Origin of the sequence: Luteimonas saliphila, from assembly GCF_016774335.1 — a bacterium.
GTDB lineage: Bacteria > Pseudomonadota > Gammaproteobacteria > Xanthomonadales > Xanthomonadaceae > Luteimonas > Luteimonas saliphila.
In genome coordinates, this window is sequence record NZ_JAETWA010000026.1 from 68,408 (window position 1) to 87,864 (window position 19,457).

The window sequence follows — 19,457 nt, forward strand, 5'->3', positions numbered from 1 at the left end:
ACTCGCCGCTCCGGCGCGACGCGTGCGCGTGCGCGGGCCGGGGCGGGCTAACCCAGTCGGCGCTCCCAGTAGCCGGTCAACGGCGTGCCGGGCTTGGCGAACAGCCGCTCGTTGAGAAGGTGGCGCGCCAGCGCGCGGCGCCCGTCGCCGATCGCGGCGTCGAGCAGGGTCAGTTCGATCACGTCGCGCTGCGCGTGGCTGCCGCCCATCGTGTGGTGGCGGCCCCGCAGCGGCAGCAGGTGTTCTACCGCCCCGGCATGGTCGCCCTCGCCGTGGGCGATCACGCCACGCAGCAGCGGCACCCCGACCTCGCCGGCGATACGCACCAGGTGCCCGCCATCGGCGTCCGCGGCGCGCGCCTCCACCGCCGCCAGCACCGACCGCGCCTGTGCGAGGCGGCCGGCGCCGACATAGGCAAACACCGCGTGCAGGTCGTTGAAGGCGTAGTAGCCCGCGACCGGGGCGTGGTCCGACCAGCGCTCGGCCGCCGCCTGCCAGCGATCGCCGACATCGACGCCGAGGATCCGCAGCCGCCACAGCAGCGCGCACACGTCGATGTGCTGCAACGCCATGGCGTCGCCGGCGACGATCTGCGCGTCGAACAGGTCCAGCGCCCTGGTGGTGTCCAGCTGCTCGAGCCGGAACAGCGCCAGGTGCCACCAGTTGTGGAAGGCGAACGCGTTGTCGCCGGACCAGTCCGCGACCCGCGATTCGAGCCAGTGCGCGCCGTTCTGGTGGTCGCCGCGCATCTCGTGCACGTGGGCCGCGGCGTGGATCGCCCAGGGCTCGCGCGGCTGCAGGGCCAGCGCGGCCTGCGCCGATTCGAGCGCGCTGTCGTAGTGGTTGCTTTCTTCCAGGCCGAACGCCTCGAGCGCGCGCACGTGCGCGTACATCGGCGTGTCCGGGGACCAGGCCGGCAGCACCCGCGCCACCCGCCGGTGCAGGTTGCCCGCATCGCCGCGGAAGAAGTCGAACAGGTGGGCCGACCAAAGCGCGAGGAAGTCGCGCGGATGATCGACGAGGATGCGCTCCCACTGGTCGCAGGCTTCGCGCCAGTGGCCGAGCGCGCAGGTGCGGCTGGCGGCGACATGGGCGCGCTCGCGGGCGTTGGCGCCGGTCGCGGCGCCGGCCAGGTCGAGCAGCGCGTGCGCCTGTTCGAGCAGCGGCTGTTCGGTCGCCGACAGCAGGCAGTTGGCCTTCATCACCAGCGGCAGGACCCAGCCCGGATCCTCCTCGATGGCGGCGTCGAGGTCGGCGAACGGGTCGCCGAAGTAGGTCGCCATCCGCCACAGCGCCTGTTCGGCGTGCGCGATGGCGGCGGCGGAGCGGGTGGAGACGGGGCAGTCGCGGGAATCGTGGTGCATGGATATACCGTGGAAGCGTCGATCAGGGGGCCCGCGCGCGTTGCGCGCGGAAGAGGGGAAGGGTCAAATGGGGCTCCGGCTGGGGGGCGCCGGTCCCGGAACCGAAGAAGTGTGCGCATGAGCCGTCCTTTCCGCGTCCCTCCCGTACTGACGGTGTCCCTGCACGGCTGGCCACGACTGGCGTGCGCCGGCGTCGGCCGCGCGCTCGGGCTCAGGCACGGCCTCGCGCTGCTGGCCTACCTGCTGTGCAGCGGCCAGCGCGTCGCGCGCGAGCGGGCCGCCGCCCTGCTGTGGCCCGCAGCCGATGCGCGCACCGCACGCACCCGCCTGCGGCGCCTGGTTTACGCCCTGAACGCCGGATGCGGCGCGGAAGTCGTCGCCGCGGACGGCGAGGCGCTGTGGATCGACACCGACGCGGTCCGCATCGAATGCGACGTGCTGCGTGCGCAGGCGCAGGCACGCGCGCAGATCGCGCCGCAGGGCGATGGCGAGGCCACCGATGCGCTGCTGGCGCCCGGCGCCGAAGGCCTGCTCGAGGGGTTCGACAGCGGCTCGGCCGCCTTCGACGAGTGGCTGGCGCAGCAACGCCAAGCGCACCTGCGGCTGGTCGCGCACGGCCTGCAGCGACTGGCCCAGCGCAGCGTCGCCTTCGGCCGGCTCGAACGGGCGATCGAAGCCGCGGAACGCGCGATCGCGCTCGAGCCGCATGCAGAGCGTGGCTATGCCGAACTGATGATCGCGCTCGGCCACCGCGGCGACGCCGGCGCGGTGGAAGCGGCCTACTTCCGTTGCGCGGGGGTGCTGCGCGAGGAGTACGGGGTGGCGCCGTCGGGAATCGTCGAGACCGCCTACGCCTCGGCGATGGCGCTCTCGCGCGGCGCGGCGCGGGCGGCACCCGCCGGAGCCGGAAGCCCTGCGCAGGTACGCTACACGCACGGTCGCGACGGCGTGCGCCTGGCCTACGCCGTCTCGGGCGACGGCCCGTGCCTGATCAAGGCGGCGAACTGGCTGTCGCACCTGGCCTACGACGACGACAGCCCGGTCTGGAGCCACATGGTCCGCGCGCTGACGCGCGGCCACACCTGCGTGCGCTACGACGAACGCGGCTGCGGCCTGTCGGACTGGGAGGTCGCCGACCTCTCGTTCGCGCGCTGGGTCGACGACCTGGAGGCGGTCGTCGACGCGCTCGACGCGCCGCGGTTCGCCCTGCTGGGCATCTCGCAGGGCGCTTCGATCGCGATCGCCTATGCGGTCCGGCATCCCGGACGGGTCAGCCACCTGGTGCTGCACGGCGGCTATGCGCGCGGCCGGCTGGTGCGCAGCGACACGCCGCAGGAACGCGAGGAGGCCGAGACCATGGCCAAGCTCGCCGAACTCGGCTGGGGCAAGGCCGAACCCTCGTTCCGCCAGTTCTTCACCAGCCAGTTCATTCCCGACGGCAGCGCGCAGCAGCACGAGTGGTTCAACGAACTCGAAAGGCTCTCGACCTCGCCGGCCAACGCCGCGAGGTTCATGCGCGAGTTCGCGCTCATCGACGTAGTCGACCTGCTGCCGCATGTGCGCTGCCCGACGCTGGTGCTGCACAGCCGGGACGACGTGCGCGTGCCGGTCGCCGAGGGACGCCTGGTCGCGGAGCGGATCCCGGGCGCGCGCTTCGTGACCCTGCACAGCCGCAACCACCTGCTGCTCGAGCACGAAGCCGCATGGCCGCATTGGCTGGAAGAGGTCAGCGCGTTCCTGGCGCGCTGACCTCCCGCTGACGACGGCTCACAGCATCGCGTCGGCCAGCCGCGCGATGCCCTCGCGGCTGCGGCGCCAGAGCGGTCGTCGTGCCCAGGCCGCGGCGTCGAGGTGCTCGGCATCGGCGAGGTAGTGCCGCTCGATGCCGCGGATGCGCGCGACCACGTCGCGGTCGTAGCAGAGCATGCCGATCTCGGCATTGAGCGCGAAGGAGCGGATGTCGAGGTTGATCGAACCGATCAGGGCGATGCCGTCGTCGACGCTCAGGTGCTTGGCATGCAGGAAGCGCGGGCGCGAGAGTGCGATCTTCACGCCCGCCGGCAGCAGCTGGTCGTAGTACGACTCCTGCGCCCAGGCGGTCAGGCGCTGGTTGTTGCTGCTCGACAGGATCAGCTGGGTGTCGACTCCCGACAGCGCGGCGATGCGCAGCGCGCTGAGCGTCGCGTCGTCGGGCACGAAGTAGGGCGTGGCCAGCACCAGCCGCCGCCTGGCCAGGTGGATCAGCGCGTTCACGGTGTCGCGCGCGTTCTCGAACGGGTACGCCGGGCCGCTGGGCAGCAGCTGGGTGGCGATGTCGGCGTCGTGCAGCGGCAGGGTCGGCGTGACCTCGAGGCGCTCGCCGGTCTCGATGAACCAGTCGCTGGCGAACACGGCCTCCAGGTGGGCCACCGCCGGCCCCTGCACGCGCGCCACCAGCTCGCAGTTCGGGAAGCCGGGGATGAAGCCGGCCTCGGCCAGGTTCTGCGAGCCGACGTAGGCGGCACGGTTGTCGATCACCGCGACCTTGCGGTGGTTGCGCAGGTCCATCCGCCCGCTGCGGCGCCAGCGCAGGCCGCCGGGGAGCATGTCGTGCACCTCCACCCCGGCCGCCTGCAGGCGCGTACGGTATCGTCGCAGGCCGCGCTTGGCGCCGACCGCATCGAGCAGCAGCCGACACTGCACGCCGCGCCCCGCGGCCCGCACCAGCGCCGCGGCGACCGCATCGCCGACCGCATCGTCGAACATCAGGTAGTACAGCAGGTGCACGCGCTGGCGGGCGCCGTCGATGTCCCCGACCAGCCTGCGCAGCGCGCCGTCGTAGTCGTCGAGCAGTTCCACGTGGTTGCCGTGGGTGGGCATGAAGTCGCCCAGCCGCTCGATCAGCGGCGCCATCTCGACCTCGGCGCCGTCGCCCACGGGCGTCCAGCGCAGGTGCGCCAGCGGCGCCTGTTCGTCGCGGATCACCTGCGAGGCCATGCGTTGTCGCGCCACCCGCTCGCGCGACAGCCACGGATGTCCCAGCAGCAGGTACGCCGGCAGGCCGAGCAGGGGCACGAAGGCCACCAGCAGCATCCAGCTGCGCGCCGCGCCGGGCGTCGTGCGCATGGGGATCCACAGCAACGCGAGGATGCGGATCGCCCAGTCCAGGATCAGCAGCCATGCGCCCACGCCGGGATGAGGATCCGCCATGTCCCGATTCTGCGTGGTGCGCCCGCGGCTGGCAAAGCTGCCCGGAGGCGACGACTCAGAGGGGACCGCGCTTGCGCTTGCCGCGGGCCACTTCGGTGGCCAGCGCATCCAGGCGCTGTCGCCAGAAGTCGCGGAAGCGCTCGAGCCAGGCGTCGACCTCCTGCAGCGGCGCGGCGTCGATCGCGTAGATCCGCCGCGGGCCATCGACGCGCACGCTCGCGAATCCGGACTCGCGCAGCACCTTCAGGTGCTGCGAGACGGCAGCCCGGGAAATACCAAAAAGGCCCACCTTTCGGCGGGCCTTTCGGACCCCGCCTTGGCGGGGATGACCTTCCGGCAGCCACGCGCTGGGCGCGTGGGCCGTCGGGTCACTTGATCTTGCCTTCCTTGTAGATCACGTGCTTGCGGACGACGGGATCGTACTTCTTGATCTCCATCTTGCCGGGGGTGTTCTTCTTGTTCTTGTCCGTGGTGTAGAAGTGGCCGGTGTTGGCCGACGAAATCAGACGGATCTTGTCGCGCTTGGTTGCCATGACGTTCTACTCCTCAGACCTTCTCGCCACGCTTGCGCAGATCGGCGAGCACGGCGTCGATACCGTTCTTGTCGATGGTGCGCAGGGCGGCGGCGGAAACACGCAGCTTGACCCAGCGGTTCTCGCTGGCGACCCAGAAGCGGCGCTCATGCAGGTTGGGCATGAAGCGGCGGCGGGTCTTGTTCATGGCATGCGAGACGTTGTTGCCGGTCGTCGTTCGCTTGCCGGTGACTTGGCATACTCGGGACATTACGCACCTCGATAACGGTTGGTGTCCCCCTTGGCCAGGGAGACGTCGGCCCCGGCGGGCGAGCCCTTGGGCACGCCCGCCACGCAATGCGGGCGGTGGTCGCTGCACGGATCGGGGGCGGAATGGCGTTTCCGGTCCCCGCGCCGGACCCAGTGGAACCGGTGGGTCGGACGCAGCGAGCCGCGCATTATGCCGGTCCCGGCGCCTGTGGACAAGTCTGCGCCAGGCTCAGGAGGCCGTCTCGTCGTCCTGCGAGACCGGGAGCCGGACCAGCATCAGCCCCGGTTCGTCCGGGTCCGGACTGATGTGGAAGCCGAGCTGCTCGCACATCGCCAGCATGCCGCGGTTCTGGCGCAGCACCTGGCCTTCGACCTCGTGCAGGCCCAGCCAGCCGGCGACCTCGATCATGATCTTCATCAGCTGCCAACCCAGGCCCTGGCCCTTGAGGTCGCTGCGCACGAGGATCCCGTACTCGCCCGCCTCGTAGTTGGCGTCGGCATGCAGGCGCACCGCGCCGAGCATCGCGCCGGACCCGTCCAGCGCCAGCAGCGCGATCGAGCGCGCGTAGTCCATCTGGGTCAGTCGGGCGATGAACTCGTGGCTGAAGTGCTTGACCGACTGGAAGAAGCGCAGGCGCAGGTCCTCGTCGGTGACGTGGGTGAAGAACTCGCGGAACAGCTCCTCGTCTTCCGGGCGCACCGGGCGCACCGACACCGGCGTGCCGTCGGCCAGGGCGATGCTGCGCTCCAGCTCGCTGGGGTAGGGGAAGATCGCGAAGCGCGGATGACCACGGCCCTTGTGCAAGGGCTCGACCGGGCCGACCAGGATGCGCGCGTCGACCGCGACCACGCCGTCGGCGTCGGCCAGCAGCGGGTTCAGGCTCATCTGCCGGATCTCCGGCACGTCCGCGGCCAGTTGCGCCAGTTTCACCAGGGCCAGGGCGATCCCGCGCTCGTCGGCGGCGGGCTGGTTGCGATGCGCCTTGAGCCGCCGCGCCACCCGCGTGCGCGCGATCAGTTCGTGCGCCAGGCGCAGGTCCAGCGGCGGCAGGCCCAGCGCGAGGTCGTCGACCACGCGCACCGCGGTGCCGCCGCGGCCGAAGACCACCACCGGGCCGAACACCGGATCGTCGGCGATCGCGGCGATCAGTTCGCGCGCGTTGGGGCGGGTCACCATCGCCTGCACGGTCACGCCGCGGATGCGCGCGTCGGCGCGGCGTTCGCGCGCCAGCCGCAGCACGTCGACCGCGGCATCGTGCACCGCCTGCGCGCCGGCGAGGTTGAGGCGCACGCCGTCGACCGCGCTCTTGTGCGCGATGTCGGGCGAATCGATCTTCACCGCCACCATGCGGCCGGCCGCGAGCAGCGGCTGCGCGAGCGCCATCGCGGCCTTCGGATCGGCGGCGGCCAGCGGCGCCGCATAGGGCAGGCCATAGGCGGCGAGGATGCGCGCGGTGGCCTGCGGATCGAGCTGCACCTCGCCACGCTCGGCGGCGGCCCGCACCAGCGCGCGCGCGCCGGCCGCATCCACCGCGAAGTCCGCCGGCAGGCTCGGCGGCGTTTCCATCAGCGCCTGCTGCGCCTCGCGATACCGCACCAGGTGCATGAAGCCGTGCACCGCCTCGGTCTCCGTCGTGTAACTCGGTACACCTGCGGCATGCAGCGTGGCGTGCGCGGCGGCATCCTCGGCCAGCCACACCGCGAACACCGGCTTGCGCGCGGCGGCGCCCTTGCGCTGCGCCAGCACGCCGGCCAGCGCGGTGGCCGTTTCCGACGGCGCAGAGAACGCGGTGGGCACGTTGACCACGAGCAGGGCGTCGTTCTGCGGATCGGACAGCAGCGCGTCGACCGCGGTGGCATAGCGCGCGCCATCGGCGTCGACCACGAGGTCGACCGGATTGTCGTGCGACCAGCCGCCGCGCAGCAGCGCGTCGAGCGTGGCGATCGTCTCCTGCGAGAGCGTGGCGACGGTTCCGCCCAGCCGCAGCAGTTGCTGCGCCGCGAGTACGCCCACGCCGCCGCCGTTGCCGAGGATCGCCAGCCGTCTGCCGGGGAAGGTACGCAGCGTGCCCAGCGTTTCCGCGGCCGCGAACAGTTCGTCGAGCGCGTCGACCTGGAGCAGGCCGGCGCGGCGGAACGCGGCCGCGTGCACGGCTTCCGCCGGCGCAAGTGCTCGCAGGCCGACCTCGGCGATGCTCTGCGGCGCCTGCGGCCGCGCCGACTTCACCACCACCACGGGTTTGGCGCGCGCGGCCGCGCGTGCGGCCGACATGAACTTGCGCGCATTGCCGACGTGCTCGACGTAGAGCAGGATCGCGCGGGTGTGGCGGTCGGTGGCGAGATGATCGAGCAGGTCGGCGAAGTCGACGTCGAGCGCGTCGCCCAGCGACACCACCTTGGAGAACCCGATCGAGCGCGCCACGCCCCATTCCACCAGCGCAGCGGCGATCGCGCTCGACTCGGACACCAGCGCGATGTCGCCGGCCTGCGGGGTGCGCGCGGCGATGCTGGCGTTGAGCCTGGCGTGCGAGGACACGATGCCCAGGCAGTGCGGCCCGAGGATGCGCATCCCGCGCGGGCGCGCCGCGCGTTCGATCGCGGCATTGAACGCGGCGCGGCCGGTGCCCAGCTGCGCAGTCAGCAGCACCGCCGCGCCCACGCCCAGGACCGCGGCCTCCTCCACCAGTCGCGGCACCACCGCGGGCGGGGCGGTGATGATCGCCAGGTCCGGCACCCAGGGCAGGTCGCGCAGGCGCTTGACCGTGGCGATGCCGTCGATCTCCCGGTGGCTCGGGGTGACCCAGCCGATCCTGCCGGCGTAACCGGAGGCGTGGATGTTGCGCATCACCGCGCGTCCGGCCGAGCGCTCGCGCGGGCTGCCGCCGACGACCGCGACCGCGGCAGGTTCGAAGAGCGACTGGAGGCGATAGGTGCTCATGGGCACAGTATCGCGCGCGGTCGGTACGGCGGCATCAATTCCGGATCCGGCGCAACACCAGCGTGTACTGCTGCTACTGCTGCGGGCGGCCTTCGGCGTCGCTCCAGCGCTGGACGACCTCGAGGGTGTCCCCGGGCCCACTCGACCACTAGAACGCGCTCGGCACCTCGACCGGCTCGAACGATGCTGCGTCCGCGTCGATCGCGTTCGCGCGCCAGCTGAACCCATTCCAGATCGAGGTCACGACCCCGTCCGCGAACGCGACCGTGCTCGAATCCGTCGTCTCGGCTTAGCAGGCGTCGGCGTAACGCGTGGAGCGCAGCGTCGCCGTGTCGACGAAGGCGTCCTCCTCGAAGAACGACGCGCCGTTCGGACCATTGCCGGTCCAGCGGCCCTCGAGGAACGCGAGCCGCCGGAACTGGTCGAGGGTGAACATGGGTATGGCGGCGGGTCCGGATCGACGCCGTGCCGCCGCGGCGCTAACGGCGCCGCAGCCGCTCCAGTACGCCATCGAGCGCCTCCAGGCCGGCGTAATGGATCACCAGCTTGCCGCGGTTGCCGCGACCGTTGCTGATGCTGACCCTGGCGCCGAGCGTTTCCGACAGTTCGTTCTCGAGCGTGGCGATGTCGGGCGAGGTCGCGCCCTTGCCGCCGGCCGCCTTCTTCGGCGTCGTCGGCACCTTGCCCGCGGCGAACTGCGCGGCGCGGTGCTCGACCTCGCGCACCGACCAGCCGCGTTCGGCGGCTTCGGACGCGAGCTTGCTGGCCAGGTCGGGCGAAAGCGTCAGCAGCGCGCGGGCGTGGCCCATCTCCAGGCGGCGCGCCTCGAGCAGGGCGCGGATCGCCGGCGGCAGTTCCAGCAGCCGCAGCAGGTTCGACACCGCCGCGCGCGAGCGACCGACGGTTTCGGCCGCGGCGGCGTGGGTGAGGTCGAACTCCTCGATCAGCCGCTGCAGCGCCTGCGCCTCCTCCAGGGGATTGAGGTCCTCGCGCTGGATGTTCTCGATCAGCGCCATCGCCACCACGGTGCGGTCGTCGACCTCGCGCACTACCGCCGGGATCTCGGCCAGGCCGGCTTCCTTCGACGCGCGCCAGCGGCGTTCGCCGGCGATGATCTCGTAGGTGCGGTCCGCCAGCGCGCGCACCACGATCGGCTGGATCACGCCCTGGGAGCGGATCGACTCGGCCAGCTCGGACAGCTTGTCGCTGTCCCAGTGCTTGCGCGGCTGGTACTTGCCGGGGCGCATCGCGTCGACCGGCAGCGTGCGCAGCGTGTCTTCGGGCGTGGCCTCGAGCCTGGGAGCGTCGGCCGCGGCCTTGGGGCCGAGCAGCGCTTCCAGGCCGCGGCCGAGGCCGCGCTTCCTGGCCGGCGCGGACTTCGCGGTGCTCATGCCGGGGTCTCCGTCAAGGTGTCGTCCTTCTTCTGTGGGTCGGTGGCGGCCCCCGCGCCCGCCTGCTGGTTGCGTTCGCGCTGGCGGCGCAACACCTCGCCGGCGAGGCCGAGGTAGGCGATGCCGCCGCGCGAGCCGCGGTCGTAGCCGATGATGCTCTGGCCGTGGCTCGGCGCCTCCGCCAGACGTACGTTGCGCGGCACGATGGTGCGGAACACCTTGTCGCCGAAATGCTGCACCAGCTCGGCCGAGACCGCGTTGGCGAGGTTGTTGCGAACGTCGAACATGGTGCGCAGCACGCCTTCGATCTCCAACTGCGGGTTGAGCCGCTCCTTCAGCGCGTCGATCGTCTGCAGCAATGCGCTCAGGCCTTCCAGTGCGTAGTACTCGCACTGCATCGGCACCAGCACCGAATCGGACGCGGTCAACGCATTGAGCGTGAGCAACGACAACGCCGGCGGGCAGTCGACGATGATGAAGTCGTAGCGCCCGCGCAAGGGATCGAGCGCGCGCTTGAGCCGCTGCTCGCGCCCTTCCTCGTCCATCAGTTCGATCTCGGCCGCGGTCAGGTCGGTGTTGCCCGGCAGCAGGTCGTAGCCCTCCGCCGTTTCCATGATCGCGTCCTCGGCGTGCACTTCCTCCAGCAGCACGTCGCAGGTCGAGGCGTGCAGGTCGCGCTTGTCGATGCCGCTGCCCATGGTGGCGTTGCCCTGGGCGTCGAGGTCGATCAGCAGCACGCGCTTGGGCGTGGCCGCCAGCGCCGCGGCCAGGTTCACCGCGGTGGTGGTCTTGCCGACGCCGCCTTTCTGGTTGGCAATGGCGATGATGCGGGCCATGGGGTCCGGGTGCCTCGGGTAGCGGCGGGAGTTGGCCGCAAGACGGCGGCCCGGACAGGGGATTATGCCGCGCCGCGGACGGAATCGGCGTGCGCCGATGCCAAACCGCCGCCGCGGGCGACGTTCCTGGAGGCGCCGCGCGCTTTCTTTTGCCGTCCGCCGCCGCGGACCGCCGCGGGCCAGGGTTCCGGAAGCGGCCTGCGCGTGTGCGCTCCCGCCCGGGGCGGCGAGTGCGATCCGATCCTCAATCCTCCCGCGCCACCACCACCAGATGCCGCTCCGCCGCCAGCCCCGGCACCCGCAGCGGATGGACGGCCTCGACCCGCCAGCCGGAGGGCAGGGCCGCGATCTCGGCGTCCGGGCGTGCGCCCTTCATCGCCAGCAGCCGGCCGCCGGGCGCCAGCAGCTGGCCGCCGACGGCGAGGATGTCGCCCAGCGTGGCCAGCGCGCGCGCCGTGATCGCCCGGTAGGCGCCCGGTTCGTCCAGCGCCTCGGCGCGCGATTCGGCCACGCGCGCATTGCCCAGCCGCAGCTGCCGCACCGCCTCGCGCAGGAAACGCGCCTTCTTGCCGTTGGATTCGACCAGGGTCACCTGCAGCGCCGGACACGCGATCGCCAGCGGGATGCCGGGCAGGCCCGGGCCGCTGCCGAGATCGGCCAGGTTGCCGATGCCGGCCACGTGCGGCTGCATCGCCAGCGAATCGAGCAGGTGCAGGGTGACCATCTGCCGCGGGTCGCGGATCGCGGTCAGGTTGTAGGTGGCGTTCCAGCGCTGCAGCAGGGACAGGTAGGCGAGCAGCGGGTCGGCCAGCACGGGATCGAGGCCCAGCGCGACCAGGCCGGATTCGATGGGCGCGCGCAGCGGGTCCGGGGGCGGTTGCGTCATCGCGCCATTGTAGGAGCGCCGGACGCCGGCTCGCCGCGCGTCGTGCCGCCCCGGGTCTGCGGCTAACGCGGGCGCCAGGCCAGGGTGGCGAGGTAGCCCGGCGCCGGCGCGAACGCGTGCAGGCGCCAGTCCCCGGGCGCGCCGAGCTCCGGATCGCAGCGGTGCAACCGCCATCCCTCGCCGTCGGGCGTGAACTCCAGCCGCTCCAGTCCGAAGGCGATGCCGCGGCCATGCGCCTTGAGCACCGCTTCCTTGGCGCACCACAGGCGCACGAACCAGGCTTCGGCCCCGTCGTGTGGCAGTTGGGCGAGCTGCGCGGCCTCGGCGGGCGTGAAGAACCGGCGGGCCAGGGTCATCGCGTTCGGGCGCGGGCGGAGCCATTCGATGTCGGCACCGACGTGGGCGCCGTGCGCGAGCGCCACCAGCAGCCGTTCGCCGCTGTGGCTCCAGTTGGCGTCGAGGCCGGCGTGCGCCGGCCCCAGGTGCGGGCGCCCGTGCGCGTCGCGCCACAGCGCGAGCGCGTCCTCCGGCACCGCGAGCTGTGCCGCCAGCCACGCCCGCGCCGCCGGTTCGGCGGGTTCGCCACGTCGGTACGGCGCCCACGCGCAGCGCACGGGGCCGACGTCGAGGCAGGAGTCGGCAGGGGCCATCGACAACAACGCTTTTCCGGGGATGCGGGGCTGCAGCGTAAGCTAGGGGCAGGCCGGGGTGAACTCCGGAACCGCCGGTCGGGGAAGATGTCCGCAGTCGTCCAGCACAAGCCAGCACCCGGTCCGAACGCGCCGCCGCTGCCTGCGGGCGATGCCGGCGGTACGTTCGCATTCGATGCCGGGGGCACCACCTCCCGCGCCGGCTTCGCCGCACACGTGCGCGCGCTCGCCGCTCGCCTGCCCGACGCAGCGCATGCGGTGAACCTGTGCGAGGACCGCTACCGGTTCCTGGTCGCGTTCTGCGCGGCCGCGGTGCGCGGGCAGGTGAACCTGCTGCCACCGACGCGCACCCGTACCGCGATCGACGAGGTGCGCGCGCGCTATCCCGACAGCTACTGCATCGGCGACGGCGACGCCTGCGGTTGCGACGCGCCGCTCGAGGATCCCGGGGCGCATTTCGTGCATCTGCCGGCCGACCTGCCTGCGCTCGAAGGCGTGCCGCTGCGGATCGACGAGGCGGCGGTGGTCGCGATCGGCTTCACCTCCGGCAGCACCGGCGCGCCCACGGCGAACGCCAAGACCCTGGGTTCGCTGCGCATCAGCACCGCGCAGAACCACGCCGCGCTCGCCGGCCTGTGGGTGCCGGGCGCGGCGCCGCACGTGGTGGCCACGGTGCCGCCGCAGCACATGTACGGCGTGGAGCTGTCGGTGATGCTGCCGCTGCTCACGGACGCGGCGGTGCACCGTGGGCGGCCGTTCTTTCCCGAGGACATCGCGCGCGCGCTGCGCGATGCCACCGGCGCGCGCCTGCTGGTGACCACGCCCGTGCACCTGCGCGCGCTGCTCGCCTCCGGGGTGGCGCTGCCGCCTCTGGCGGGAATCGTCACCGCCACCGCACCGCTGCCGCAGGCGCTGGCGGCGCAGGCCGAAGCGCGCTACGGCTGCGAGGTGCGCGAGACCTTCGGGTCCACCGAAACCTGCATCTTCGCCAGCCGCCGCACGGCCCGGGAGGAGGCGTGGACCCCGTACCCCGGCGTCCGGCTGCAGCCGCAACCCGACGGCACCCTGGTGTCGGCCGCGCACCTCGCCCGGCCGGTCCTGCTGGCCGACCTGGTCGAAGTGCATGGCGATGGACGCTTCGTGCTGCGGGGGCGCCAGGCCGACCTGCTGGAGATCGCAGGCAAGCGCGCATCGCTGGCCGACCTCACGCGCCGCCTGCTGGAGGTGCCCGGCGTGCGCGACGGGGTGGTGTTCCAGCTCGACGAAGAGGTCGCGGGGGTGCGCCGCATCGCAGCGGCCTACGTCAGCGATGCGCTCGACGAGGACGCGGTGCGCGCGGCCCTGCGCCGCAGCATCGATCCCGTGTTCCTGCCGCGGCCGTTGCGGCGCGTGCCGGCGCTGCCGCGCAACGAGACCGGGAAGCTGCCGCGCGCGGCGCTGTTGCGCCTGTTGCGGAGCGATCCCTAGCCGCCACGGACACGGGTGCGCCCCGCCGGAACCTCGCAGACGCCGCCATCACGGCGGTTCTGTCAGCCTCTTTTCCGCTCCCCTGTTTCGCCGGGATGCGCGCGCCATCCCATCCAGAAAGGAGATCCTGCATGAACTTCATCATTTACCTGATCGTGGGCGGCATCGCGGGTTGGCTCGCGAGCATCCTCATGCGTACCGATGGCCAGCAGGGCATCATTCTCAATGTGGTCGTAGGCATCATCGGTGGTTTCATCGGTGGCTGGCTGCTGCCGATGGTCGGCTTCGGCCTGGGCGGCGGCTGGATCGGCTTCCTGATCACCGCGCTGATCGGTGCGATCGTGCTGCTGGCCATCGTCAATCTGTTCCGGCGCGGCAGCGTGCGCTGAACCGCGCGCCCAACGCACCGTTCGAACACGAAAAAGCCCGGCGATAGCCGGGCTTTTTCGTGTCCGCCTTCGCATCGATGAACCGGCCGCGACCGGACGCGCGGGTTTCACGGGCGGTTGCGGAGTCGCATACCAGCATGCGCGTTCCCCCTTCGACAGGAGTGCGTGATGCAGACCTTCCGCAAGTTTCGCAGCAGGAAGAACACCGGAGCCTGGCTCGCTCTCGCCCTGTTCGCCGCAGGCGGCACCGCGATGGCGCAGGATGCGTTGACCGCCGCACAGGTGCGCACGCAGCTCGAGGCGCAGGGCTACACCCACGTCAACGACGTCGAGTTCGACGACGGCATGTGGACCGCCGATGCGCGCAGCGCCGACGGCAACCGGGTCGGGCTGTCGATCGATCCGCGGACCGGCGCCGTCTATCCGGACGAGCAGGTCTCGAACCTGGGCAAGGCCGATGTCGAGGCGAAACTGGTCGCCGCCGGCTACAGCAAGGTGCACGACATCGAGTTCGACGACGGCGTGTGGAAGGCCGAGGCCGACGATCCGGCGGGCAAGCAGGTCGAGCTTCGGCTGGATCCCGTCGATGGCCGCATCATCGGCAAGGACGACTGACGGCCTGCGCACGGCGCCGTTGCGCGCGATCGAGACGATGCCCGGTACCGCCGGGCATCGTCGTCTGCGGGCAATGCCGGCTCAGGCGAAGCGGTAGGCCAGCAACTGTGCACCCGAGCCGAACGTGCGTGCGGCCTCCAGCGCCAGGGCCCGTTGGCCGAGATCGGCGGGCGCGAACGAGCGGCCCGCGCCGATCAGCACCGGCAGCACGCGCAGGCGCAAACGGTCCACCGCGCCGGCGCGCAGCAGCGCATCCGTCAACGTCAGGCTGCCCCAGACGATGATGTCGCCGTCGATCCCGCGGCGCAGCGACTGCAGCGCGGCGACGCCGTCGCCACGCAGGATCCGCGCGCTGTCGCCGCGCGTGCCCCACGACGCCGTCGCCAGCGTCGAGGAGACCACGTACTTCGGTAGCGCATTGATCGGCGCGGCCACGCGTTCGGCCTCCGGCGAGGTGCCCGGCCAGTACGCCTCGAACATGCCGTAGGTGATGCGGCCCAGTACGATCGCCTCCACCGGATCGAGCATGCGCATCTGTTCGTCCTCCATCTCCGGGTCCCGCAGCTCGCCGGACGAGCCGAAGAACCCGATGCCACCGTCGGGCTCCGCGGCGTAGCCGTCGGCGCTGACGATCTGTTCGACGATGATCCTGCCCATGGAAGAACCTCTTGCGGGGGTGTCCATCACGACGAACGGCTGCGGGCCGATTCGACATCGCTGTCGCCGTGGCGGCGCGCTAGCATGGTGGGGCACACGAGGACCCCGCACGATGGTGAACCTGCTCGGCATCTCCGGCAGCCTGCGCGCTGGTTCGTTCAATACCGCGCTATTGCGCGCGGCCGCGCGCGACCTGCCGGAAGGCGTGTCTCTCGAGCTGGCCACGCTGCACGGCATCCCGCTCTACGACGGCGATGCCGAAGCCGCGACCGGCCTCCCGCCGGCGGTCGAGGCGCTCAAACAGAAGGTGCGCGCTGCCGACGGCGTGTTGCTGGCCACCCCCGAATACAACAACGGCATCCCCGGCGTGTTCAAGAACGCGGTCGATTGGCTGTCGCGCCCGGCGTCGGAGATTCCCGCCGTGTTCGGTGGGCGGGCGTTCGCAGTCGTCGGCGCATCGCCCGGCGGCTTCGGCACGGTCCTCGCGCAGGATGCCTGGTGGCCGGTGCTGCACACCCTGCGCACGCGGGTCTGGTTCGGTGGCCGGCTGATGGTGTCGCGCGCGGGCGGCGTGTTCGATGCCGGGGGGCGCTGGTCGACGACAAGGTCGCCGGGCAGTTGCGCCAGTTCGTGGCCGGCTTCGCGGCGTTCGCGCGCGGATAGCGCCACCCCGCAGCGTGCGCCGCAGTGCCCGGTGGCCGGGGTTCTCCCGGTTCGTCGCCGAGGCTGGATCACATCATCGCCCGTCGCGCGCCACGCGAACCTAGGGTCGTTCCGGATACCGGGAGCGCGCATGCACGGCTAAGGTCATCGGCATCCACCCCTCGCGGAGCGCGTCGTCGTGTCCGAAACCTACGGGATCGATTCGAGTACCTACCAGCGCCTGCCGCCGGAAGACCAGCAGGCGATCCGTGAAAGCCACCAGGCAGCGCAGGCCGACGCCCCCGCACCGGCGCCCGAGACCCCGGCCGCGCAGGACACCCCGACGGTCGAACCGGTCACCTTCGCCACCGCGCAGACGCCCGCCGAGGCGGTCGAGGCGATCCACGACCTGCCCCTGCCCACCTGGTCCGACATCCCCACCGGCTTCCCCGACGAGGACCGGCGCGCGATCTACGAAGCGCGCGTGGAGACGTTCAACGAGCGCCGCGCCGCGCAGGCGCAGGCTGCGATCGACCGGCTCGAACCGCAGCTGTCGGATTTCGACGGACTCAACGGCGCGACGCGATCGCTCGAGTACGGCGATGCGCGCAGCGCGTTCGACAACGATCCGCACGTGCAGCAGTTGCACCGGATCGTCGACGAGGCCACCAGCCAGCCGACCCAGGTCCCCGCCTACCTGCGCAACGGCGACGGACCGTCCACCGACGTCACCCGCCTCGACATCACCCAGGTGCGCACCGCGCTCGGCGCGCTCGGGATCGACCTGCCCGCCGACGCGTCGCCGTCGCAGGTGCAGGCCGGCTACGAACTGCTGGCGCTGGCGCCGGACGGCGTGCTCGCCTGGGCGATCAACCCGGGCCAGCAGGTGCGCTTCGAGACCCCCGTCGCCGGGGCGGCGACCCTGCCGCTGCCGGTGCGCGGCGGCGTCGACATCACCCTGGTCGGCCAGGTCGACATGTCCGGCGTGCAGACCGGCATCGATTTCAGCCAGACCCAGACCTTCGAGCTGGAAGTGCAGATGCAGGGCACCGCCACCGCGGCCGTCGGCCGCACGCCGCTCAACAAGTACTACGAGTGGGGCAGCCGGATCGCCGAGCGCTTCGACGCGTTCCCCGAACTGCGCAACATGGTCGACAACTCGCCGCTGCTGCGCAACGTGGTCAAGGGCCTGCCGATCCCGGTCTCGGGCAGCTACGAGCAGTTCGCCGGTACCCGCGTGACCTACGAGGCGGTGGTGACCCCGGAGCAGGGCGCGCGGATCGCCGATGGCGACCTCGCCGCCGCGCCCAACCCGCTCGATCCGATGTCGATGCCGATCGGCACCGGCACCCTGATCCGCGGCCAGACCCTCACCGGCAGCCACTTCGAGGCCAACTACAAGCTGCTGCACCTCAACGGCACCACCACCGACCTTTCGGGCCAGGGCTTCGGCGTGCGCCGGATCGACGCCCATACCTTCGAGATCGTCGCCGGCGACGTCGAGACGGTGGAGAACGACATGTTCTTCGGCCTGGGCTACCGCGGCATCGGCGCGATCGGCCTCGGCGCCGACCGCAGCCTGGAGCAGCGCTCGATGTCGGTCGCGCAGCTCGACCTGCGCACCGAGGAGGGCCAGGCCGCCTACCAGGCGTTCATGAGCGCGGGACAGATGCCGGCGTGGTCGCCGCCGGGGGTGCTGCAGGCGGGCACCACCGAGGTGCTGGCCGCGGACCACGAGGCGCGGTTCGGCCTCGAGATCGGCGGCTTCGGCTGGAGTACGCAGATCAACAGCAGCGAGCTGGAGATCGCATCGACGCGCTGGGCCGACGGCACCACCGAGAACACCACGTCCTACCAGGTCGGCGACAACCACTACAGCCAGGTCACCTGGAACAGCGACGCCGCCGGCCAGCCGATTCCGGGCAGCACCCGCTACGGCATGGTGCTGGCGAACTACGATCCCGCGCTCGCCTCCTACCTGTACGACGCCTACAACGCCGACACCTCGAACCTCGGTGCGCACCAGCAGAGGGATTACGACGGCGACCAGCACGTGCGGCTGGAGTTCACCGAGTCCGAACTGATGGCGCTGCGCGACGATGCCCGCGGCTTCATGCAATCCGACGAGTATCGCGCCGAGCGCTTCGATGCGCTGCAGTCGCAGGACATGGGCGGCACCAGCTTCACCGAGAGCCTCGCGCTGGCCGAGAACCCCGACGAAGTGTTCCGGGTGCTGTCCAACGACTTCTACCAGTACTCGATGAGCGAGGGCCTGCTCGGCCTGACCCTCGACACCGGCCAGAATACGCCGGGCACGCTGACCGTCCGCGATGCGGGCTAGTCGCAGCGCCGCGCGCGCGGACGCCCGGGCGCGCGTGGATGCGCCGGCGGTCGCGCCCACATCGACTTCGCCGGCCGCGGCTTGACGTGACCGCCGTTCGCGCCCACGTTGGCGGCCGCCTCCCCACCAGCAAGGACCGGCCATGGCCGCGGCAACGCAGGAACTCGAACGCTTCGTGCGCGACGCGCTGGCCGCGGGCGCATCGCGCCAGCAGGTCGAAGCGGCGCTGACCGACGCCGGCTGGACCCCGGACCAGGTGCGCGGCGCGCTCGCCGCGTACGCCGAAGTGGCCTTCCCGGTCCCCGTGCCCAGACCGCGCGTCCAGCTCTCGGCGCGCGAGGCGTTCCTGTACCTGCTGCTGTTCTCGACGCTCTACCTCTCGGCCTGGCACCTGGGCAGCCTGCTGTTCGACCTGATCAACCACGCCTTCCCGGATGCGGCCGATCCGGAGTACCGCGTGCGCAGCCTCGGGCAGTCGATGCGCTGGTCGATCGCGACCCTGGCGGTCGCGTTCCCGGTCTTCGCCTTCCTCGCCCGCCACATCGGCATGGACCTCGCGCGGCATCCGGTCAAGCGCCTCTCGCCGGTGCGCCGCTGGCTGACCTACCTGACGTTGTTCATCGCCGCCGGCGCGCTGATCGGCGATCTGATCGTGCTGGTCTACAACGTGCTCGGTGGCGAGGCGAGCGTGCGCTTCCTGCTGAAGGTCGGCGTGGTCGGCGCGATCGCCGGCACGATCTTCGGTTATTACCTGGTCGACCTGCGTCGCGAGGAGCACGAATCGTGAGCGGCGCGAGCGCGGGACGCGTGCTGGTGATCCTTGCGGCGGTGGTGATCGCGGCGACGGTGATCACCGCGATCATGGTGATCGGTTCGCCGGCGGCGCAGCGCGCCTCGAAGCTGGATACGCGACGGGTCGCGGACTTGCGGCGGATCGAAACCGCGATAGGCGAACACGCCAAGCTGCACGATGCCTTGCCGCGCGATCTGGGCGCGCTGCTGCCGGGGGCCGGGCGCGCGCTGGTGACCGTCGATCCCGAAACCGGCGCCCCCTACGGCTACGAGGCCGTCGACCGCCGCCGCTACCGCCTGTGCGCCGACTTCACCACCGACAGCCGCGATCCGGTGCGGCAGGCCGAGCCCGTCTACGACGACGCCTGGCTGCATCCGGCGGGGCGGCACTGCTTCGAGCGCAGGCTGGCGAGGCAGGCGGAGGTGGATGCAGCAGTGAAGGCTGCGGCCGAAGCGGTCGTCGAATCCGAATGAGCCACCCGGCCGGGTTCGAAGGTTCGTCGTGATCCCCGGTCGCG

The 19,457-nt window shown here is 71.7% G+C and carries 20 protein-coding genes; 8 read left to right on the forward strand and 12 right to left on the reverse strand.

The window, feature by feature from the left end:
* Positions 1–47 precede the first annotated feature (47 nt).
* On the reverse strand, positions 48–1,364 hold the full coding sequence (locus JMO03_RS06045) for a tetratricopeptide repeat protein (protein WP_202841443.1): 1,317 nt from the start codon (positions 1,362–1,364) through the stop codon (positions 48–50).
* A 117-nt stretch (positions 1,365–1,481) separates the two neighbouring features.
* On the opposite strand from JMO03_RS06045, the gene JMO03_RS06050 reads away from it, so the two are divergent.
* Entirely contained in the window at positions 1,482–3,113 is a 1,632-nt protein-coding gene (locus JMO03_RS06050; protein WP_202841445.1) for a bifunctional AfsR/SARP family transcriptional regulator/alpha/beta hydrolase, read from the forward strand.
* Positions 3,114–3,131: 18 nt separating this feature from the next.
* Here JMO03_RS06050 and cls read toward each other — a convergent pair whose 3' ends face one another.
* The 10 genes from cls to JMO03_RS21030 form a co-directional block, all read right to left on the reverse strand.
* Positions 3,132–4,553, reverse strand: a complete 1,422-nt coding sequence (cls, locus tag JMO03_RS06055) for a cardiolipin synthase (RefSeq protein WP_202841447.1) — start codon at positions 4,551–4,553, stop codon at positions 3,132–3,134.
* 55 nt (positions 4,554–4,608) lie between these two features.
* Positions 4,609–4,842 carry an ArsR family transcriptional regulator gene (locus JMO03_RS06060; protein WP_202841449.1) on the reverse strand — a complete coding sequence of 78 codons (234 nt, stop codon included), beginning with the start codon at positions 4,840–4,842 and terminating at the stop codon, positions 4,609–4,611.
* A gap of 79 nt (positions 4,843–4,921) precedes the next feature.
* Positions 4,922–5,086, reverse strand: a complete 165-nt coding sequence (gene rpmG / locus JMO03_RS06065) for a 50S ribosomal protein L33 (RefSeq protein ID WP_057659899.1) — start codon at positions 5,084–5,086, stop codon at positions 4,922–4,924.
* A 13-nt stretch (positions 5,087–5,099) separates the two neighbouring features.
* Positions 5,100–5,336 carry a 50S ribosomal protein L28 gene (rpmB, locus tag JMO03_RS06070; RefSeq protein WP_149103333.1) on the reverse strand — a complete coding sequence of 79 codons (237 nt, stop codon included), beginning with the start codon at positions 5,334–5,336 and terminating at the stop codon, positions 5,100–5,102.
* A 228-nt stretch (positions 5,337–5,564) separates the two neighbouring features.
* The gene (locus JMO03_RS06075) at positions 5,565–8,273 is read right to left on the reverse strand and encodes a bifunctional acetate--CoA ligase family protein/GNAT family N-acetyltransferase (protein WP_202841451.1); all 2,709 of its coding nucleotides are present in this window, start codon (positions 8,271–8,273) and stop codon (positions 5,565–5,567) included.
* Between the two features lie 289 nt (positions 8,274–8,562).
* On the reverse strand, positions 8,563–8,709 hold the full coding sequence (locus JMO03_RS06080) for a hypothetical protein (protein ID WP_202841453.1): 147 nt from the start codon (positions 8,707–8,709) through the stop codon (positions 8,563–8,565).
* A 43-nt stretch (positions 8,710–8,752) separates the two neighbouring features.
* Complete coding sequence (locus tag JMO03_RS06085; RefSeq protein WP_202841455.1) at positions 8,753–9,664, reverse strand: ParB/RepB/Spo0J family partition protein; 912 nt, start codon at positions 9,662–9,664, stop codon at positions 8,753–8,755.
* Positions 9,661–10,500, reverse strand: coding sequence for a ParA family protein (locus tag JMO03_RS06090; protein WP_202841457.1), 840 nt, complete (start codon positions 10,498–10,500; stop codon positions 9,661–9,663). Before JMO03_RS06090 ends, JMO03_RS06085 begins: the two co-directional genes overlap by 4 nt.
* Before the next feature lie 244 nt (positions 10,501–10,744).
* Complete coding sequence (gene rsmG, locus JMO03_RS06095; protein WP_202841459.1) at positions 10,745–11,386, reverse strand: 16S rRNA (guanine(527)-N(7))-methyltransferase RsmG; 642 nt, start codon at positions 11,384–11,386, stop codon at positions 10,745–10,747.
* Between the two features lie 62 nt (positions 11,387–11,448).
* Positions 11,449–12,036, reverse strand: a complete 588-nt coding sequence (locus JMO03_RS21030; protein WP_238345954.1) for a 4'-phosphopantetheinyl transferase family protein — start codon at positions 12,034–12,036, stop codon at positions 11,449–11,451.
* A gap of 87 nt (positions 12,037–12,123) precedes the next feature.
* Here JMO03_RS21030 and JMO03_RS06105 point away from each other — a divergent pair, with 87 nt between their 5' ends.
* From JMO03_RS06105 to JMO03_RS06115, 3 genes are all read left to right on the forward strand, one after another.
* A complete protein-coding gene (locus tag JMO03_RS06105) occupies positions 12,124–13,503 on the forward strand; it encodes an AMP-binding protein (RefSeq protein WP_238345936.1) in 1,380 nt (459 codons plus the stop codon).
* 131 nt (positions 13,504–13,634) lie between these two features.
* Positions 13,635–13,892 (forward strand): GlsB/YeaQ/YmgE family stress response membrane protein, encoded by a 258-nt coding sequence (locus JMO03_RS06110; RefSeq protein WP_202841465.1) that lies wholly within the window; start codon positions 13,635–13,637, stop codon positions 13,890–13,892.
* A gap of 168 nt (positions 13,893–14,060) precedes the next feature.
* The gene (locus JMO03_RS06115) at positions 14,061–14,507 is read left to right on the forward strand and encodes a PepSY domain-containing protein (RefSeq protein WP_202841467.1); all 447 of its coding nucleotides are present in this window, start codon (positions 14,061–14,063) and stop codon (positions 14,505–14,507) included.
* 81 nt (positions 14,508–14,588) lie between these two features.
* Here the strand turns inward: JMO03_RS06115 and JMO03_RS06120 are convergent, their stop codons facing one another.
* The gene (locus JMO03_RS06120) at positions 14,589–15,164 is read right to left on the reverse strand and encodes a dihydrofolate reductase family protein (protein ID WP_202841469.1); all 576 of its coding nucleotides are present in this window, start codon (positions 15,162–15,164) and stop codon (positions 14,589–14,591) included.
* Here JMO03_RS06120 and JMO03_RS06125 point away from each other — a divergent pair.
* The 4 genes from JMO03_RS06125 to JMO03_RS06140 all read left to right on the forward strand — a co-directional run bounded on the left by JMO03_RS06125 (position 15,151) and on the right by JMO03_RS06140 (position 19,413).
* Positions 15,151–15,969 carry an NADPH-dependent FMN reductase gene (locus JMO03_RS06125; RefSeq protein ID WP_238345937.1) on the forward strand — a complete coding sequence of 273 codons (819 nt, stop codon included), beginning with the start codon at positions 15,151–15,153 and terminating at the stop codon, positions 15,967–15,969. The two genes, JMO03_RS06120 and JMO03_RS06125, sit on opposite strands and share 14 nt — an antisense overlap.
* A gap of 36 nt (positions 15,970–16,005) precedes the next feature.
* Positions 16,006–18,147 carry a hypothetical protein gene (locus JMO03_RS06130; RefSeq protein ID WP_202841471.1) on the forward strand — a complete coding sequence of 714 codons (2,142 nt, stop codon included), beginning with the start codon at positions 16,006–16,008 and terminating at the stop codon, positions 18,145–18,147.
* 142 nt (positions 18,148–18,289) lie between these two features.
* Positions 18,290–18,934 carry a DUF5671 domain-containing protein gene (locus JMO03_RS06135; RefSeq protein WP_202841472.1) on the forward strand — a complete coding sequence of 215 codons (645 nt, stop codon included), beginning with the start codon at positions 18,290–18,292 and terminating at the stop codon, positions 18,932–18,934.
* Positions 18,931–19,413, forward strand: a complete 483-nt coding sequence (locus JMO03_RS06140; protein ID WP_202841474.1) for a hypothetical protein — start codon at positions 18,931–18,933, stop codon at positions 19,411–19,413. Before JMO03_RS06135 ends, JMO03_RS06140 begins: the two co-directional genes overlap by 4 nt.
* Positions 19,414–19,457: the final 44 nt, after the last annotated feature.

Bases quoted from the DNA above. Each gene is read 5' to 3' on its own strand.
- JMO03_RS06045 (WP_202841443.1), bottom strand. From the start codon at position 1,364: ATGCACCACGATTCCCGCGACTGCCCCGTCTCCACCCGCTCCGCCGCC.
- JMO03_RS06050 (WP_202841445.1), top strand. From the start codon at position 1,482: ATGAGCCGTCCTTTCCGCGTCCCTCCCGTACTGACGGTGTCCCTGCAC.
- cls (WP_202841447.1), bottom strand. From the start codon at position 4,553: ATGGCGGATCCTCATCCCGGCGTGGGCGCATGGCTGCTGATCCTGGAC.
- rpmG (WP_057659899.1), bottom strand. From the start codon at position 5,086: ATGGCAACCAAGCGCGACAAGATCCGTCTGATTTCGTCGGCCAACACC.
- rpmB (WP_149103333.1), bottom strand. From the start codon at position 5,336: ATGTCCCGAGTATGCCAAGTCACCGGCAAGCGAACGACGACCGGCAAC.
- JMO03_RS06075 (WP_202841451.1), bottom strand. From the start codon at position 8,273: ATGAGCACCTATCGCCTCCAGTCGCTCTTCGAACCTGCCGCGGTCGCG.
- JMO03_RS06080 (WP_202841453.1), bottom strand. From the start codon at position 8,709: ATGTTCACCCTCGACCAGTTCCGGCGGCTCGCGTTCCTCGAGGGCCGC.
- JMO03_RS06085 (WP_202841455.1), bottom strand. From the start codon at position 9,664: ATGAGCACCGCGAAGTCCGCGCCGGCCAGGAAGCGCGGCCTCGGCCGC.
- JMO03_RS06090 (WP_202841457.1), bottom strand. From the start codon at position 10,500: ATGGCCCGCATCATCGCCATTGCCAACCAGAAAGGCGGCGTCGGCAAG.
- rsmG (WP_202841459.1), bottom strand. From the start codon at position 11,386: ATGACGCAACCGCCCCCGGACCCGCTGCGCGCGCCCATCGAATCCGGC.
- JMO03_RS21030 (WP_238345954.1), bottom strand. From the start codon at position 12,036: ATGGCCCCTGCCGACTCCTGCCTCGACGTCGGCCCCGTGCGCTGCGCG.
- JMO03_RS06105 (WP_238345936.1), top strand. From the start codon at position 12,124: ATGTCCGCAGTCGTCCAGCACAAGCCAGCACCCGGTCCGAACGCGCCG.
- JMO03_RS06110 (WP_202841465.1), top strand. From the start codon at position 13,635: ATGAACTTCATCATTTACCTGATCGTGGGCGGCATCGCGGGTTGGCTC.
- JMO03_RS06115 (WP_202841467.1), top strand. From the start codon at position 14,061: ATGCAGACCTTCCGCAAGTTTCGCAGCAGGAAGAACACCGGAGCCTGG.
- JMO03_RS06125 (WP_238345937.1), top strand. From the start codon at position 15,151: ATGATCCTGCCCATGGAAGAACCTCTTGCGGGGGTGTCCATCACGACG.
- JMO03_RS06120 (WP_202841469.1), bottom strand. From the start codon at position 15,164: ATGGGCAGGATCATCGTCGAACAGATCGTCAGCGCCGACGGCTACGCC.
- JMO03_RS06135 (WP_202841472.1), top strand. From the start codon at position 18,290: ATGGCCGCGGCAACGCAGGAACTCGAACGCTTCGTGCGCGACGCGCTG.